Here is a 15,877-nt window from a genome sequence, read left to right as displayed (position 1 = left end):
CTCTTCGAGGCGGGGATTTTTGTTTGCGCGTTGAAAGATGCGCCGTGCTTATTTCGATGCGTTGACCATGTAATCGACGGCGGCCTTCACATCAGCGTCCGACGCACTCGATCCGCCTTTCGGCGGCATCGCGCCCTTGCCGTGCAGCGCGTAGTTGTAGACGGTTTCCATCGGCTCCTTCAGGCGCGGCGCCCAGGCTTCCTTGTCGCCGAACTTCGGCGCGTTCAGCACGCCCGCCGCGTGACAGGCCTGGCAGACCTGCTGATACAGCGCCTTGCCCGCCTGCGATGCGTCCGCGCTCTGCGTCGCGCCCGATGCGGGCGCCGCGCCTTGCGGCACGTTGGCCATGGCGGCCATTGCGGCGGCGGCCTGGGTGCCTGCTGCATCGGAGGCACCGGCTGCGCCTGATGCCGCTTCCGCGCCCGAAGCCGCCGCTGCGCCCGAAGCGCCGGCCGGCCCTGCGGCTGGCTGACCCGGCACAGGCTTCGGCGGATCTGCGAACTTCGCGCCCGCGTTGTTCGCCATGTACGCGACGGCGAGGCCGATCTCGTAATCGCTGTAATCGTCCGGGCTCGTGCCGCCGCGCGCAGGCATTGCGCCCTTGCCCGTCAGCGCGTTGTGCCAGAGCGTATCGAAACCTTCGCCGATGCGCGGCGCCCAGTCGGCCGTGTTGGTGAACTTCGGCGCGCCTGCCGCGCCGGACGCGTGACACGTCGAACACACGGCTTTGTAGACTTCCTCGCCCGTTTTGTAGACGCGCGGCGCATTGGCGTCGCGGATGTCGACCTTGGCGAGGGGTTGGGTGCGCGCGTCGACTGCGGCATCGGACAGACCGTCGGTGCCCGCGCCCGTGCGGGTCGAGTTGTCGACGTAATAGGCGAGCAGAATGATGATGATGACGGGAACAGCAAAACCCGCGATGACTGCGGCGATCAGCTGTCCGGGGGTTTTGATCGGGGCTCCGTGTGGTGCTTCGCTCATGCTTGTCTCGTCTCCCGTGGGTATTGTGAGCGGTACAGCGCGACGGCAACAACTTTGTTCTTGATCAGCCACGGACGATTATAGACGGAAGGTTTCAGCGTCGGCGAGCGGGCCCGGGAGGTGTTCAGTAGGCGTTTACGCGAACACTTTCGGGGTTTGTTGCATGACTGGCCGGAGTCGGCGAACCGTCCCGGGCCATGCGACGGCGTCCGGCGCCCCGCGCAAGCCCGCTCGCGGTGGACGGGCCGTCCGAAACCGGGTATGCTCTCGGTCTCGCTTTAGCGCCATATCTCGCATCAACTGCGTGATTTTGCAGCGCTTTTTGCCGAATGCGCCCGTAGCTCAATGGATAGAGTACTGCCCTCCGAAGGCAGGGGTTGCTGGTTCGATCCCAGCCGGGCGCGCCACCAGAAGCCTTATCCGATAAGGCTCCGCAAGAAGATTTCCTCGGAACGCCGTTTGCGTCCGTGCCGAAACTGCACGGAAAGCGGCCCAGAGATTGCGCTGCGTCACGCGCTGCATCGTTGCCGTCGACTCCGACACTATCTCTCGTCACAACCAGTTCACCCGTTCCTTCCGGATGGCTGCCGACTACCCGGCACCGTCCCTAAGGGGCGTCGACAGGTACACCCGGCTTTCAGTACGACTCCGATCGGAAACGCGATTCTTCAGGTGTTTACACCCTGTTGTACTACGATATATGGGATGAGCAACCATTAGAGTTGGCCCATCGAATAACAAGGAAGTACAAATGAAACGCGTCTGTACTGTCGCTGCCGTGGCTGCGCTCGCGGGCTGTGCAACATCGTCAACCGGCGGTTACCTATTGGGTCAGATATGTACATGCTGGGATCACAGGGCGGTTTGTCTGATGAGACGGCCAGCCAGGTTAAAGCGCGACTCTACAAGGAAGCGCAGCAGTTCTGTGCGGGAAAGGGGATGCAAGTCGCCCCGATAAACAGCACGGGACAGGACGCGCGAACGTATGATGCCGCGTCCGCGGAAATACAGTTCCGCTGCGTCGAGCCTTAGCAGTTCGTCGGTGACTGGAACATCCTCCAGCAATGCTTTATTTCGATCCGGATTTCCTGACGTCGCTAGACGCCGAAGCGATTAACCGGTATCACTCAACGCCAAGTCTGAAGACGCAATATCGTCTTCAGACTCAGCTTGGACCACATCCCTACGAAGGTGATATCGACACGGCGCGCGTCGTGGTACTGATGAAGAATCCCGGATTCGATACGACAAGCACGTTGGCGGATCATCGGTTCCATCAAGACGGCTGGCCTTACGCATCATTGCACCCTGATGCACCGGCCGGAATGCATGCCTACAGTGCGCCGCGTTTTCGCGACCTGATCGCGGAGTTCGGCGCACAACACGTTTCCCAGCGGTTAGCGCTTCTGCAAATTCATCCTTGGGCAAGTGAGGCACTGGACAATCCAAAGCGACTCGCACTGCCATCGATGAGATTGGCCGTTGAGCATGCGCGAACCGCAATCGGACGCGGCGCGTTGGTGTTGATCGGGCGAGGCGGGTGGTATTGGCGGCCTGCACTTGGACTTGCGAAGGGCGCACTATTTGAGCATCCGAGTCCACGTGTCGTGTATTGGAATCGGCAATCCGTACCCGCCCAAATCTTCGACGCGATGCGACAAGCGATGAGATAAGTGCATTGCGCAAAGGTTAACAGCGACGAACTATTTTGCTTTACGGCTACTGTTGCCGTTCGCTTTGCCATGCTTAGTGTTCGCAGTCGAATCGCCACAGGAGACGTTCACGTGGGCGGATACCACCTGTTGCGGAATCCGCGCGAGCGGGCGCGACGGTCGCGTTTCCGTTGCCAACCGGCGGCGTGCGACGCGTCGGCAGGCGTGGAATTGTGCGAACACGTTCCAATATTTTTCCGTGCAAGCCCACGCGCATGTCGTTGAATGCTTGTGGCATGGCGCGTTGCTCTGTTGGTAGAGCAGACCACCAGCGCTGCAAAAAAAAAGCCCGCCTGAATTGGTGGGCCCTTTTGCTGCTGTTAATTGTTTCCCTTCCCGGATCTTGCGACAGAACCCGCGTTTAGTTATGCGCCAACGCTTCCAATGCTGCACGCGCGAGGAAGCCGCTCCTCGTTTCATGACGTGATTCGACGTACGCGTCGATCTTATGTAAAACAAAGCGAGGAAGACTGATGTTGATTCGCTCAGGCTTTGAGTCAAGCTTCGACAGATCGACATCCACCAGCGCCCAAACCGCCCCTTTGAACTCTTTCTTGCCAACGAGCTCTTCCACAGTGGAACAGGTGAAACCGACATCTTCGCCGAGTTCGACCAAGGTTGAGACGTGGCCTACGATTGCTTCTCTTGCATTGCGGATCGCTTCATCGATGGTGTCGCCCCATGAGTGGACGCCCGGAATATCCGGAACAGTCACTCCGTAGACGCTCCCATCGTCCTTATGAACTGCGATGGGAAATTCCATTTCAGATTCCTTCCTTCAAAAAATGCATCCTGTGTCGGAAAAACCGCCAGTCAGTCAAGACCGGCGGCCTTCAGGATGCTCTTTACGGTCCCGAGCGGCAGATCCTTTTTCGGATGAGGCACCGTCACAAGGCCCTTCCTATCGGGGTGTTTGAAGTGGTGATGACTTCCCGTCACCCTCACCTCCCTCCAACCCGCTGCTTCGAGCATCCGGATCAGCTTCGATGAGTTCATCTGGCCCCCGGGTGTTCTGTGTGTAATTATACACACTTTCCTGGATGCGCATGAAAATGTGTAATCGTGTGTATCGAGAGCTTGGCCATTGCCACCGCGCGTGCCGCGTAGTCCTTCAACATCGCCGCCCAACCCCCACAGTCCCCCGAAATAAGCCCATTAACTCCATCTGATCCACCAATCACCTTGGAAGTCTCGCGGACAGAATAACGTCACGGTAGCTCATTGCGGGTCGAGTTTCCGTTGAAGCCGGCGCGTGTCCTACCGGTAGCGCGTCGCCATCACGCGAGCGCTGTCCGGCACGACGCCCGCGCGCTCATCGACACTTTTTCTGTTCCGTTTTCATGAAGCCCATTCGCCTGGTTTGCGGCACGCGTGCCTCTTACGACGATTTCCCGCAGAAGACCGCGCTCGGTCGTTCGCTTTCGCTGTTCCGTCACGCGAGCCCGCCGCAACTGATGCTGTTCGACAACAACCGGGCCGGTCTTTCGTCGATCTATAACTACGCGATCGAACAGTCCCGCAACGACCCGGCGATCCTCGTATTCCTGCACGACGACCTGCATCTGTGTGACTTCTACTGGATGGACCGCATTCGCGATGCCGTCACGCAATTCGACGTCGTCGGTCTGGCGGGCAACACGCGCCGCTTGCCGGGCCAGCCGTCGTGGTTCTTCCGGGACGCGTCCTTCACGCGCGACGACGCGCAGTATCTGAGCGGCGTCGTTGGTCACGGCAGCGGATTTCCATGCACGAACATGTCGATCTACGGGCCGCCTGGCCGCGAATGCAAGCTGCTCGACGGCCTGCTGCTCGCCGCCGATAGCGAGCGCCTGATCGCCAGCGGCCTCACCTTCGACGAGCGCTTCGACTTCCATTTCTACGACCTCGATTTCTGTCGCCAGGCCGAATCTCGCGGACTGCGCATGGGAACGTGGCCGATGAGCGTCGTCCATGAAAGCGGCGGATCGTTCGGCAGCCCCGCATGGCGCGGCGGCTACGAGCGTTACATGCAGAAGTACATGGGCGTGTAAGCGCGTCGCCATCCGCGCCACCTCAGGGTCCCCGATGCAAGCGCCTGCCGATCACGAACCTCTCACGAACGGCGACGTCCAGATGGACGGGACGGCGCGCGCGCCGTCGCCGGCTGCACCAGCATTCGATGCCGCCGCGGCGCTGCACGCCGCGTTTGCGCATCATCAGGCGGGCCGCATGAGCGAAGCGGCCACGTTCTACAAACTGATTCTCCAGCACGACGCCGCGCATGCCGACGCGCTGCATTTCCTCGGCGTACTCGCCTGCGACGTCGGCAACCTGCCGGCCGGTATCGACCTGATCGAAAAGTCGATCCAGCTTTATCCGAACGCGATCTACCTGAACAACCTCGGCAACATGCGCGGGCGCGCGCGCAATCATCAGGGCGCGATTGCCGCATATCGCGCGGCGCTGTCGCTCGCGCCCGATTACGCGCAAGCGCACAGCAACCTCGGCCACGCGCTGCGCGAAGCGGGCGATTCGCAGGGCGCGGTCGACAGTTGCGCGCACGCGGTCCGGCTCAAGCCGGAGTTTGCGCAAGCGTGGATCAATCTCGGCAACGCGTTGCTGGATCTGGGCAGCGACGAAGGGGCGCTCGACAGCTACATCAAAGCGCTCGCGCTGAATCCGAACGACGCAAACGCGCACAACAACGTCGGCAACATTCTGGAAAAGTACGGCCGCGCCGCGAACGCTGCCGAGGCCTATCAGCGTGCGCTCGCTCTCGAACCGGGACGCGCGTCGCTGCACAACAACCTCGGCAACGTGCTGCGCGATCAGGGCTTGCTCGATCAGGCGACGGCAAGCTACCGTCAGGCAGTCGAGCTCGATCCCGGCTTCGCGCAGGCGCACAGCAATCTGCTGCTGTTGCTGAACACGCGGCCTGAGGTGAGCTTGCGCGAGCAGTTCAACGAAGCGCGGGCGTTCGGCGAACATCAGTCGGCGAAGGCGCAGCGCTTGGAGCACATCGCGCACCCGGGCGAGACAGGGAAGCGTCTGCGCGTCGGCTTTGTGTCGGGCGATCTGAACTCGCATCCCGTCGGCTTTTTCCTCGAAAGCGTGCTCGGCCATCTCGACCGGGCGCGCATCCAGCTCGTCGCCTACGCAACGCGCCAGCGGGATGACGCGGTGTCGCAGCGCCTGATGCCGCATTTCAGCGCGTGGCACGACATCTCGCGGTTCGACGACGAAACCTGCGCGCGCCGCATCCGCGACGACGCGATCGATATTCTCGTCGACCTGTCCGGGCACACGAATCACAACCGCCTGCCCGTGTTCGCGTGGAAGCCCGCGCCCGTTCAGGCGACGTGGCTCGGCTATTTCGCGACGACGGGCCTCGCGGCGATCGATTACGTGATCGCGGATCGTCACGTCTTGCCATTCGACGAGTCGTCGCAATTCGTCGAAGCGCCGTGGCATTTGCCCGACAGCTATCTGTGCTTCACGCCGCCGTCTTTCGATATCGAAGTCGGCGCTCTGCCCGCCGGCGGCAACGGCGCGATCACGTTCGGGTGCTTCAACCATCTGGTGAAGCTCAACGATGCCGTCATCGCCTTGTGGTCGCGCGTCCTCGACGCCGTGCCGGGTTCGCGTCTGCTGCTGAAAACCCGGCAACTCGACGATCCAGCCGTGCAGCGCGCGACATTCGAACGGTTCGCCGCGCACGGCATCGACGGCAAGTGTCTGCTGCTCGAAGGCCAGTCGCCGCGCGCCGAACTGCTCGCGGCATACCAGCGCGTCGACATCGCGCTCGATCCGTTCCCGTATGCGGGTGGCACGACGAGCGTCGAAGCGCTATGGATGGGCGTGCCCGTCCTGACGCGCCGCGGCGAACGCTTTCTGTCGCACGTCGGCGAAAGCATCGTGAACACGACGGGCTTGCCCGAGTGGATCGCTACGGACGACGCTGACTATCTGAACAAAGCCATCCGCTTCAGCACGCAGCGCGACGAACTGGCAGCGCTCAGAAGCACGTTGCGCGAACGCCTGCTGGCTTCGCCGCTATGCGACGCGCCGCGTTTTGCGCGGCATCTCGAAGACGCATTTCACGGCATGTGGGCGCGCCACGCCGCATGCCATCACACCAACGACGGGCTGCCCGCCCAACCGGATCGACATTCATCAGGGGACGCCCGCGAGCACGCGGAGCGCAATTTCGCATGACAGACTTCAATCAGAATCAGAACGGCTCGTGGCAGCGCATTCCGACGCCTGCCAACCTCGGTGCGGCGTCGCAGCCGCAAGCCGCGCCCGACGCGGCAGCGCAGGCGCAGGTCGCGTCGATGCTGCAGACGGCCGTCGAGCATCACGAGGCCGAGCGCTTCGACGAAGCGGAAACGCTGTATCGCCAGATTCTCGCGATCGATCCGAACCACGCGGATGCGATGCATCTGCTCGGCCTGATTGCGCACGAGTTCGGCCAGTACCAGACGGCCTGCGATCTGATCATGGCGGCCATCACGCGTAATCCGCAGGCGTTCTATTACTACAACCTCGGCAACGTGATGCAGGCCAACAACCGGCCCGCCGCTGCCGCCGAATGTTTCCGCCAGGCGCTCGTGCTGCAGCCCGAATACGTCGACGCGCACAACAACCTCGGCAACGCGCAGCGCGCGCTGAAGGATCATCACGGCGCCGTGCAGTCGTTCTGCCAGGCCATCAACCTCAAGCCGGATCACGCGCGCGCGTACAACAATCTCGCGAACACGCTGATGGAACTCGACGAGCTTGACGCGGCCATCGAAGCGTGGCGCAACGCGATCGCGCTCCGTCCGGATTTCGCCGAGCCGCGCAGCAACCTGCTGTTCGCGCTGAACTATCAGCAGCAGACCACGCCGCAGACGTATCTGGAAGAAGCGCTGCGCTTCGGCGAAGCAATGGAGGCGCGCGCGCAGCCGTTCACGACGTGGCTCGTCGACGCGGGCTCGCGCGCGGACCGTCCGCTGCGCGTCGGCATCGTGTCCGGCGATTTGAAAAAGCACCCTGTCGGTTACTTCATCGAAAGCGTGCTCGCGAACCTGGATTCGTCGCGCGTGCATCTGGTCGCCTACCCGACGCGCGATGTCGAAGACGAATTGACGGCACGCATCAAGCCGTCGTTCGCCGCGTGGACCAGCCTCGCCGGTGTCAGTGACGAAGCGGCCGCGCAGCGCATCCGCAACGACGGCATCGACATTCTGATCGACGCATCGGGCCACAGCACGTATAACCGTCTGCCGCTTTTCGCATGGAAGCCGGCGCCCGTGCAGGTCAGCTGGCCGGGCTATTTCGCGAGCACGGGCGTGCGCGCGATCGACTACATCCTCGGCGACGCGCATGTGCTGCCCGAAGCGGAAGAAGCGCATTTCGTCGAAAAGCGGTGGCGTCTGCCCGACAGCTATCTGTGCTTCACGCCGCCCGCCGATCCCGTCGAAACCGGCACGCTGCCGATGCTCGCGAATGGTCACGTCACGTTCGGCTACTTCGGCAACGTGACGAAGGTCACGGATCATGTCGTCGGCGTGTGGTCGACGCTGCTGCAGAAAGTACCCGGCGCGACGCTGTTCCTCAAATCCGGCCAGTTCGACGACGCGCATGTGCGCGATTCATTCGTGCGCCGCTTCGCGATGCGCGGCGTTCCGGCGTCGCGACTGATTATCGAAGGACGCTCGGCGCGCGACGCGTACCTCGCCGCCTATCGCCGTGTCGACATGATGCTGAGCCCGTTCCCGTACGGCGGCGGCACGACGACGGCCGAAGCGTTCTGGATGGGCGTGCCCGTGCTGGTTCGCCAGGGCGATCGCTTCGTCACGCACATTGCGGAAACGATGTGCCACACGGCAGGCCTCGCCGACTGGATCGCCGCTGACGATGCCGCCTACGTCGACAAAGCCGTCGCCTTTGCCGCGGATCGCGAACGGCTGTCCGCGCTGCGCGGCAGTCTGCGCGCGCAACTGCTCGCCTCGCCGCTGTGCGACGCGAAGCGTTTCGCGCGCAATCTGGAAGGCGCGCTGCACGGCATGTGGGAACAGCGCATCGCGCAGGTCGCGGAGGCGGCGCAGTGAGCGCACAGTCGGTCCTGATTACGGGCGGCGCGGGGTTTCTCGGTTCGCATCTGTGTGACCGGCTGGTGGCAGCCGGTCACGACGTGATGTGCGTCGACAACTTTCACACAGGCAGCAAGCAGACCATTCACCACCTGATCGGCAAGGTGAATTTCGAAGTGATTCGCCATGACGTGTGGCTGCCGCTGTATGTGGAAGCGGACCGCGTGTTCAACATGGCGTGCCCGGCGAGCCCCGTGCATTACCAGAGCGATCCCGTATCGACGGTGAAGACGGCCGTGCTCGGCGCGATCAATATGCTCGGGCTCGCGAAGCGCTGCGGCGCGCGCATCCTTCAGGCATCGACAAGCGAAGTCTACGGCGACGCACAGCAGCATCCGCAGCCGGAAACATATTGGGGCAACGTGAACCCGAACGGCCCGCGCGCGTGCTACGACGAAGGCAAGCGCTGCGCGGAGACGCTGTTCTTCGACTATCACCGGCAGCACGGCGTCGACATTCGTATCGCGCGAATCTTCAATACGTACGGCCCGCGCATGCGTCCCGACGATGGCCGCGTCGTCTCGAACTTCATCATGCAGGCGCTGCAGGGCGAGCCGATCACGCTTTACGGCGACGGCAGCCAGACGCGCTCGTTTTGTTATGTCGACGATCTCGTCGAAGGACTGATGCGCCTGATGGATCACGAAGGCGAGCCGGGGCCGTTCAACATCGGCAATCCAAGCGAAATCACGATCCGCGAACTGGCGGAAACGGTGCTGCGTCTGACGGGCTCGCGCTCGCGCGTCGAATATCGGCCGCTGCCGTCGGACGACCCGGTGCAGCGGCGTCCCGACATCGCGAAGGCTCGCCAGCATCTCGACTGGGAGCCGGGCGTGATGCTCGAAGACGGTCTCAAGGAGACCATCGCGTACTTCAAAAAGGTAGTGAAGCAATGAGTTGCGATCTGATCGAAGCGGTTTGCCCCGTTTGCTCGAACACCGTCGCCGCGCGTTTTTTCCCGGCAGGCGAGCAGACACTGGCGACGCTCGCGTGGCCCGGCTCGGCGGATGCTGCGCAAGCGCTGCCACGCCACGCGCAGGATTTCGTGCAATGCCCGTCGTGTACGCACGTGTGGAATCACCGCTTCGAGTACGACGCCATTCCGTATCAAAGCAATCCGAACCGGATGTTCAACAACGGCAGCATCTGGAAAGGCCATCTCGCGGACACGCGCGATCTCGTGCTGTCGCGGCTGCCCGATGCGCCGAACGTCGTCGAGATCGGTTGCGGCGAAGGGCACTTCGTGCGCGGACTCGCGCAGGCACGGCCGGTTGGTCGCTTCATCGGCTTCGATCCGAATGCGACGCCTGAGACGGGATTGGGCGTCGAGTTTCATCCGCGCCTGTTCGAGCCGCTCGCGGACATGAAAGCGTTCCAGCCGGACGCCGTCGTGATTCGCCATGTGCTCGAGCATCTGACGGAACCGGCGCGGCTCATCGAAGCGCTGGCCTGGGGCGCGGTGTCGACGGGCAAGGACAGCTGGCTGTTCGCCGAAGTGCCGTGCATCGACCGCGTGTTCGACACGCAGCGTCTCGCTGACTTCTTCTATGAGCATGTGTCGCACTTCACCACGGAATCGTTCCGCGCGCTGATGTCGCGCGCCGGCGAAATCGTCACGCTCGATCACGGCTACGACGGCGAAGTCGTCTACGCGCTCGTGAAGCTCGCGGTGCCCGCGCACGCGCGCTCGCGCGCGGAAGCCGCGACGCGTTTTGCCGCGCGCACCGTCACGAGCCGCGCGACCATCGCGCAGCAGTTGTCGCAATTGAGCGCGTCGGGCAAACGCGTTGCCATCTGGGGCGGCACGGGCAAGGCGGCGGCATTCATCCATCACTTCGGCGCGGATGCCGTGCGCTTTCCGCTCGTCGTCGATTCGGACCCGGGCAAGGTCGGCACCTTCGTGCCCGGCACGGGCCAGCGGATCGAGTTCCGCGACGTGCTGAAGCAGACCGACGTCGACGTGATCGTGATTCCGACGCAATGGCGTGCCCGCGACATCATCGCCGAAATGACGCGCGAAGGTATCGCGACGAAGAGCGTGATGATCGAACACGACGGCGGTCTCGTCGATTTCTTCGCACAGTCGCATCCTTATTGAACGCGACCGGACGTTTGAACATGCACGACATTCCGAGTCTTTTGAACGCCGCGCTCGCCCACCATCAGGCAGGACGTCTCACCGATGCGCAGGCGCTTTACGACGCCATTCTGCAGAGCGAGCCGGCGCAATCCGACGCACTGCATTTCTCCGGGCTGCTTGCTTGCCAGACGAATCGCGAGGATGCGGGCATCGCGTTGATGCACGCGTCGATTGCCGCGAATCCGAATGCCGTCTACTACAACAACCTCGGCAACGTGTTGCTCGGACGCCGCCAACTCGGCGAAGCGATCGAAGGCTACCGGCACGCCGTGACGCTGCGCCCCGATTACGCGGAAGCGCACAACAACCTCGGCAACGCGCTACGCGCTGCGGGCGACGCCAACGCATCGATGCTGAGCTGCGCGAAGGCGATCGAATTGCGGCCCGGCTATGCGGAGGCCTACAACAATCTCGGCAACGCGCTGAGAGATCTTGGCGATCTCGACAACGCGGTGCTCGCGTACGGGAAAGCCGTGTCGTTCCGGCCCGACTACGCGGACGCGTTCAGCAATCTCGCGCGCGCGCAGGCGGGGCGAGGCAACGCGGACGAGTCGATTGCCGCGTTCCGTCGTGCGATCGCGCTCGATCCGAACCGCGTCGACAGCCAGGACAGTCTCGCGACGCTGCTGCATGCGAGCGGCGACGCGGAGGCGGCGATCGCCGTACTGCAACGCGCCGCGCAACTCGATCCCGCCGATGCCGCGCGTCATCGTAAGCTCGCGCATTGGCTGGGTGGTCGCGCGCGCTGGGACGAAGCCGCGCAGGCGCTGACGAGCGCGGTCGAGCGTGTACCCAGCGACGCATCTGGCTATCTGGAACTGGGCGACGCATACCACCAGGGCGACAAACTGGACGCGGCGATCCTCTGTTACCAGACTGCAACCGAACTCGCTCCGCACGACGGGCACGCGCACCATCGGCTGGCGGTCGCGCTGCTCAAGCAACGCCGCGCCGATGAAGCGCTCAAAAGCGCGCAAAAAGCCGTCGCGCTGGAACCGCATTCGGCCGTGCCGCACGTGAATCTGGGCGATGTGTTGAGCGTGCTCGGCGACGCGGAAGGCGCGATCGCGAGCTATCGGCGCGGCATCGCGCTCGACGGTGAAATGGAACTCGCGCACAACCGGCTGCTGTTCGATCTCGCGACCCACGCACCGACTCCGCCTTCCGTCACGCTGGCCGCCGCGCGCGAATTCGGCGCGCGTATGGCCGCGCGCGCGCGCCGATGTGAACATCCGGCGCCGCGAACCGATGGACGCAAGCTGCGCATCGGTTTCGTGTCCGGCGATCTGCAACTGCATCCCGTGGGAATCTTCATCGAGTCGGTGATGGAGCATTTCGCGGATGGCAGCTTCGATCTGATCGCCTACTCGACGCGAGCCAAGGAAGACGACATTACCGCACGTCTGAAACAGCGCTTCACCGCATGGCGCAGCCTCGTGAACGTGCCCGACGATCAGGCCGTGCGAATGATCCGCGACGATCGCATCGACATTCTCGTCGACCTCTCGGGCCATACGGTGCATAACCGCCTCCCCGTGTTCGCGTGGAAGCCCGCGCCCGTGCAGGTGAGCTGGCTCGGCTATTTCGGCACGACGGGGTTGAATGAAATCGACTACGTGCTCGGCGATCCGCATGTGCTGCCCGTCGATGAAGCGTCGCACTATGTCGAGAAGACGTGGCAGCTGCCCGACAGCTATCTGTGCCTCACGCCGCCCAAAGACGATGTGGCGGTCGGCCCGCTGCCGATGACGCTCAATGGCCACGTCACCTTCGGCTATTTCGGCAAGCTCGTGAAGATCACACCCAACGTGATCGTCGAATGGTCGCGCATTCTGCGTGCGGTGCCGGGCGCGAAGCTGATGATGAAATCGCACGAACTTGGCGCGGAGCATGCGCGGGTTTCGACGTTGGAAAAATTCGCCGCGCAAGGTATCGACGCGTCGCGTCTGATTCTCGAAGGCGGCTCGCCGCGTCACGAGTATCTCGCGTCGTACAACCGCGTCGACATCATGCTGAGTCCGTTTCCGTACCCGGGCGGCACGACGACGGCGGAAGCGCTTTGGATGGGCACGCCCGTCGTCGCGCTCAAGGGCGATCGGTTCGTCACGCATATCTGCGAGAGCGTGCTGAACGCGGCAGGACTCGCCGAATGGATTGCGCGCGACGAAGACGAATACCTCGCGCTGGCCGGCGCGTGGGCCACGCAGCCCGAGCGCCTTGCCGCGTTGCGCGCGGGTTTGCGCGCGCAGACGCTCGCGTCGCCGCTGTGCGATGCGCGGCGCTTCGCGAAGAACCTCAAAGCGGCATTCGAAGGCATGTGGGCGCAATACGCCACGCCGCAAGCTGCATGACGCGAGGCGGGCGCGCTCGTCCCGTCTCCGAAGAACCAAAGGATCACCGTGGATCACGCTAACCTTCTCAACACTGCGCTCGCGCATCATCAGGCCGGCCGGCTCGCCGAAGCCAAGGCGATCTACGACGAGATCCTGCGCGTCAATCCGCGGCATTCGGATGCGCTGCATTTTCTCGGGCTGCTCGCCTGCCAGATTCAACAGCACGAAGCGGGCATCACGCTGATGCGCCAGTCGATCGCGATTCTGCCGAACGCGATCTACCACAACAACCTCGGCAACGCATTGCGCGAGCACGGCCAGCTGAAGCAGGCGATCAACAGTTATCGCGAGGCTGTGGCGCTCAATCCGGGTTACGCGGAAGCGCACAACAATCTCGGCAATGCGCTGCGCGAAGATCGTCAGCCGGATGCGGCGATGCGCAGCAGCGCACAAGCCATCGAATTGCGGCCTGGTTACGCCGAAGCGTACAACAACCTCGGCAACGCGCTGAAGGATCTCGGCGAGGCCGAGAGCGCGGCGCTCGCGTATCGCAAGGCGATTTCGTTCAGGCGCGACTACGCGGATGCTCACAACAACCTCGGCAACGCGCTGATGGAGCAGGGCAAATACGACGAGGCGATCGACAGCTATCGCAGCGCGATTGCGCTCGATTCGAACCGCGCGCTGATGCACAACAGTCTCGGCACGCTGCTGCTCGCGCGCGGCGAACTCGCAGAGGCGGCAGCGAGCCTTCGCAGGGCGGTCGAACTCGACCCCGATCGGCCCGGTGTACACAACAATCTGGCCAACACGTTGCGCGACATGGGTGAGCGCGAAGCCGCAGCGGTGCATTATTCGAAGGCGATGCAGCTTGCGCAGGCGATCGTCGATTCCTGGCTGGGCGGCGCGGCAATGGCGACACCCATGGCGCGCGTCCAGTCGGGCGAGCCGCGCATGACGTTGGCGGAAGCCTATGCGACGCTCGGCAATGCGTGGTACGGACTGTTTCGCTACGAGGAAGCGATCGACAGTTATCGGCGCTCGGTCGCGCTCGCTGACGATGATGCCGAAGTGCATCACAATCTCGCGGTCGCGTATCTGAAGACAGAACACCCAGGCGAGGCGCTGCACTACGCGCGCAAGGCGCTCGAGCTGAAGGACGGCTCGTCGCGGATGCACATCAACCTCGGCGACGTGTTGCGCTCGTTGGGCGAACTCGACGCAGCCGCGAGCAGCTATCGGAGCGCGATTGAGCGATCGCCCGATGCCGATGTCGCGCACACGGCGTTGCTGTTTTGCGAGGCCAGCATGTCGCAGCGGCCCGTCAGCGACTATCTCGCCGATGCCGTCTATTTCGGCGAACGTATCGCTGCCAATGTCACGCCGTTCACGCACACGCGCGCGCCGCGCGGCAAACGACCTTTGCGCGTCGGCTTCGTGTCGGGCGATCTGCGCACGCATCCCGTCGGCATCTTCACCGAGAGCGTGTTGCACCACATCGATCGGTCGCGGGTCGAACTGATCGCGTACCAGACCAACGACATCGAAGACGAAATGACGCAACGTCTGAAGCCGCTCTTCGACGTCTGGACACCGTTATGGAAGCTCTCTCGCGACGCCGCCGCGCAGCGCATCTTCGATGACGGCGTCGACATCCTGCTCGACATGGCGGGCCATACGGCATTCAACCGCCTCCCGGTGTTCGCGATGAAGCCTGCGCCCATCCAGGTGACGTGGCTTGGCTTTTTCGCATCGACAGGCATCGCGCAAATCGACTACGTGCTCGGCGATCGCTACGTGCTGCCGCCCGAAGAAGCGCATCACTTCATCGAAAAACCGTGGCGTCTGCCCGATGGCTATCTCTGCATGACGCCGCCGGCGTGCGATGTTTCCGTTGGTCCGCTGCCGATGCGAGCCAATGGTTTCGTCACATTCGGTTATCTCGGCAAGCTCGCGAAGATGACGGATGACGTGCTCGATCTGTGGACGCGCGTGTTGCGGGAGGTGCCCGGCTCACGTCTGCTCGTCAAGGCGCACGAACTCGACCGGAAGCACGCCTTCGATGCAACGCTCCAGCGCTTCGCGGAGCGCGGGATTGACGCGTCGCGACTCATCCTCGAGGGCGGATCGCCGCGCAACGAATACTTCAAGACGTACCATCGCGTCGACATCGTGCTCAGTCCGTTCCCGTATCCGGGCGGCACGACGACGGCGGAAGCACTGTGGATGGGCTTGCCCGTGGTGGCGATGAAGGGCGACCGCTTCGTCGGCCATATCTGCGAGAGCGTGCTGCATTCCGCCGGCTTCGGTGAATGGATTTGCGTCGATCAGGCTGGCTACGTCGAAAAGATCTGTGAACTGGCGGCCGATGTCGATGCGCTGGAGACACTGCGCGCCGGCATGCGCGAGCATGTGCTCGCCTCTGCAATGTGCGATGCGCGGAGATTCGCGGGCAACTTCGTCGACGCGCTGGAAGGAATGTGGCGCGTCTACGAGGAAGGCGCCAGCTAAGGCCGACTCTGAAAACTGCGATCGCGCCCGCGCGGCGCAATTGCAATCTTCACGCCTCGCCTTGCCTTGCCGCAGGCAAAAAAA

The 15,877-nt window shown here is 63.2% G+C and carries 11 protein-coding genes and 1 tRNA gene; 9 read left to right on the top strand and 3 right to left on the bottom strand.

What is annotated here, in order from left to right; all coding sequences use genetic code 11:
- Window positions 1–48: 48 nt before the first annotated feature.
- The gene (locus C2L65_RS15605; protein ID WP_042305129.1) at window positions 49–981 is read right to left on the bottom strand and encodes a c-type cytochrome; all 933 of its coding nucleotides are present in this window, start codon (window positions 979–981) and stop codon (window positions 49–51) included.
- A gap of 331 nt (window positions 982–1,312) precedes the next feature.
- Between C2L65_RS15605 and C2L65_RS15600 the strand changes: the two genes are divergently transcribed.
- Window positions 1,313–1,388, top strand: a tRNA-Arg gene (locus tag C2L65_RS15600).
- 657 nt (window positions 1,389–2,045) lie between these two features.
- Window positions 2,046–2,654, top strand: coding sequence for a hypothetical protein (locus C2L65_RS15590; RefSeq protein WP_042305131.1), 609 nt, complete (start codon window positions 2,046–2,048; stop codon window positions 2,652–2,654).
- Between the two features lie 400 nt (window positions 2,655–3,054).
- Here C2L65_RS15590 and C2L65_RS15585 read toward each other — a convergent pair whose 3' ends face one another.
- Together C2L65_RS15585 and C2L65_RS15580 are read right to left on the bottom strand one after the other, a co-directional pair.
- Complete coding sequence (locus tag C2L65_RS15585; protein WP_042305132.1) at window positions 3,055–3,456, bottom strand: type II toxin-antitoxin system HicB family antitoxin; 402 nt, start codon at window positions 3,454–3,456, stop codon at window positions 3,055–3,057.
- Window positions 3,457–3,506: 50 nt separating this feature from the next.
- Entirely contained in the window at window positions 3,507–3,689 is a 183-nt protein-coding gene (locus C2L65_RS15580; RefSeq protein ID WP_042305133.1) for a type II toxin-antitoxin system HicA family toxin, read from the bottom strand.
- 344 nt (window positions 3,690–4,033) lie between these two features.
- Between C2L65_RS15580 and C2L65_RS15575 the strand changes: the two genes are divergently transcribed.
- The 7 genes from C2L65_RS15575 to C2L65_RS15545 are packed head-to-tail and all read left to right on the top strand — an operon-like array spanning window position 4,034 to window position 15,793.
- On the top strand, window positions 4,034–4,723 hold the full coding sequence (locus C2L65_RS15575; protein ID WP_042305134.1) for a glycosyltransferase family 2 protein: 690 nt from the start codon (window positions 4,034–4,036) through the stop codon (window positions 4,721–4,723).
- A gap of 34 nt (window positions 4,724–4,757) precedes the next feature.
- A complete protein-coding gene (locus C2L65_RS15570; RefSeq protein WP_042305135.1) occupies window positions 4,758–6,887 on the top strand; it encodes an O-linked N-acetylglucosamine transferase, SPINDLY family protein in 2,130 nt (709 codons plus the stop codon).
- Entirely contained in the window at window positions 6,884–8,767 is a 1,884-nt protein-coding gene (locus C2L65_RS15565; RefSeq protein WP_081920772.1) for an O-linked N-acetylglucosamine transferase, SPINDLY family protein, read from the top strand. The genes C2L65_RS15570 and C2L65_RS15565 overlap by 4 nt, the downstream gene beginning before the upstream one ends.
- Entirely contained in the window at window positions 8,764–9,705 is a 942-nt protein-coding gene (locus C2L65_RS15560) for a UDP-glucuronic acid decarboxylase family protein (protein ID WP_042305136.1), read from the top strand. The genes C2L65_RS15565 and C2L65_RS15560 overlap by 4 nt, the downstream gene beginning before the upstream one ends.
- Window positions 9,702–10,907 carry a class I SAM-dependent methyltransferase gene (locus C2L65_RS15555; protein WP_042305137.1) on the top strand — a complete coding sequence of 402 codons (1,206 nt, stop codon included), beginning with the start codon at window positions 9,702–9,704 and terminating at the stop codon, window positions 10,905–10,907. Before C2L65_RS15560 ends, C2L65_RS15555 begins: the two co-directional genes overlap by 4 nt.
- Before the next feature lie 20 nt (window positions 10,908–10,927).
- Window positions 10,928–13,300 (top strand): tetratricopeptide repeat protein, encoded by a 2,373-nt coding sequence (locus C2L65_RS15550; RefSeq protein WP_042305171.1) that lies wholly within the window; start codon window positions 10,928–10,930, stop codon window positions 13,298–13,300.
- 48 nt (window positions 13,301–13,348) lie between these two features.
- Window positions 13,349–15,793 carry a tetratricopeptide repeat protein gene (locus C2L65_RS15545; protein WP_042305138.1) on the top strand — a complete coding sequence of 815 codons (2,445 nt, stop codon included), beginning with the start codon at window positions 13,349–13,351 and terminating at the stop codon, window positions 15,791–15,793.
- Window positions 15,794–15,877 lie beyond the last annotated feature (84 nt).

The sequence above is a fragment of the Paraburkholderia terrae genome (assembly GCF_002902925.1).
Classification (GTDB): domain Bacteria; phylum Pseudomonadota; class Gammaproteobacteria; order Burkholderiales; family Burkholderiaceae; genus Paraburkholderia; species Paraburkholderia terrae.
Note: the sequence above shows the minus strand (reverse complement) of the source record. Positions and strands in the feature narration are given on the sequence as shown.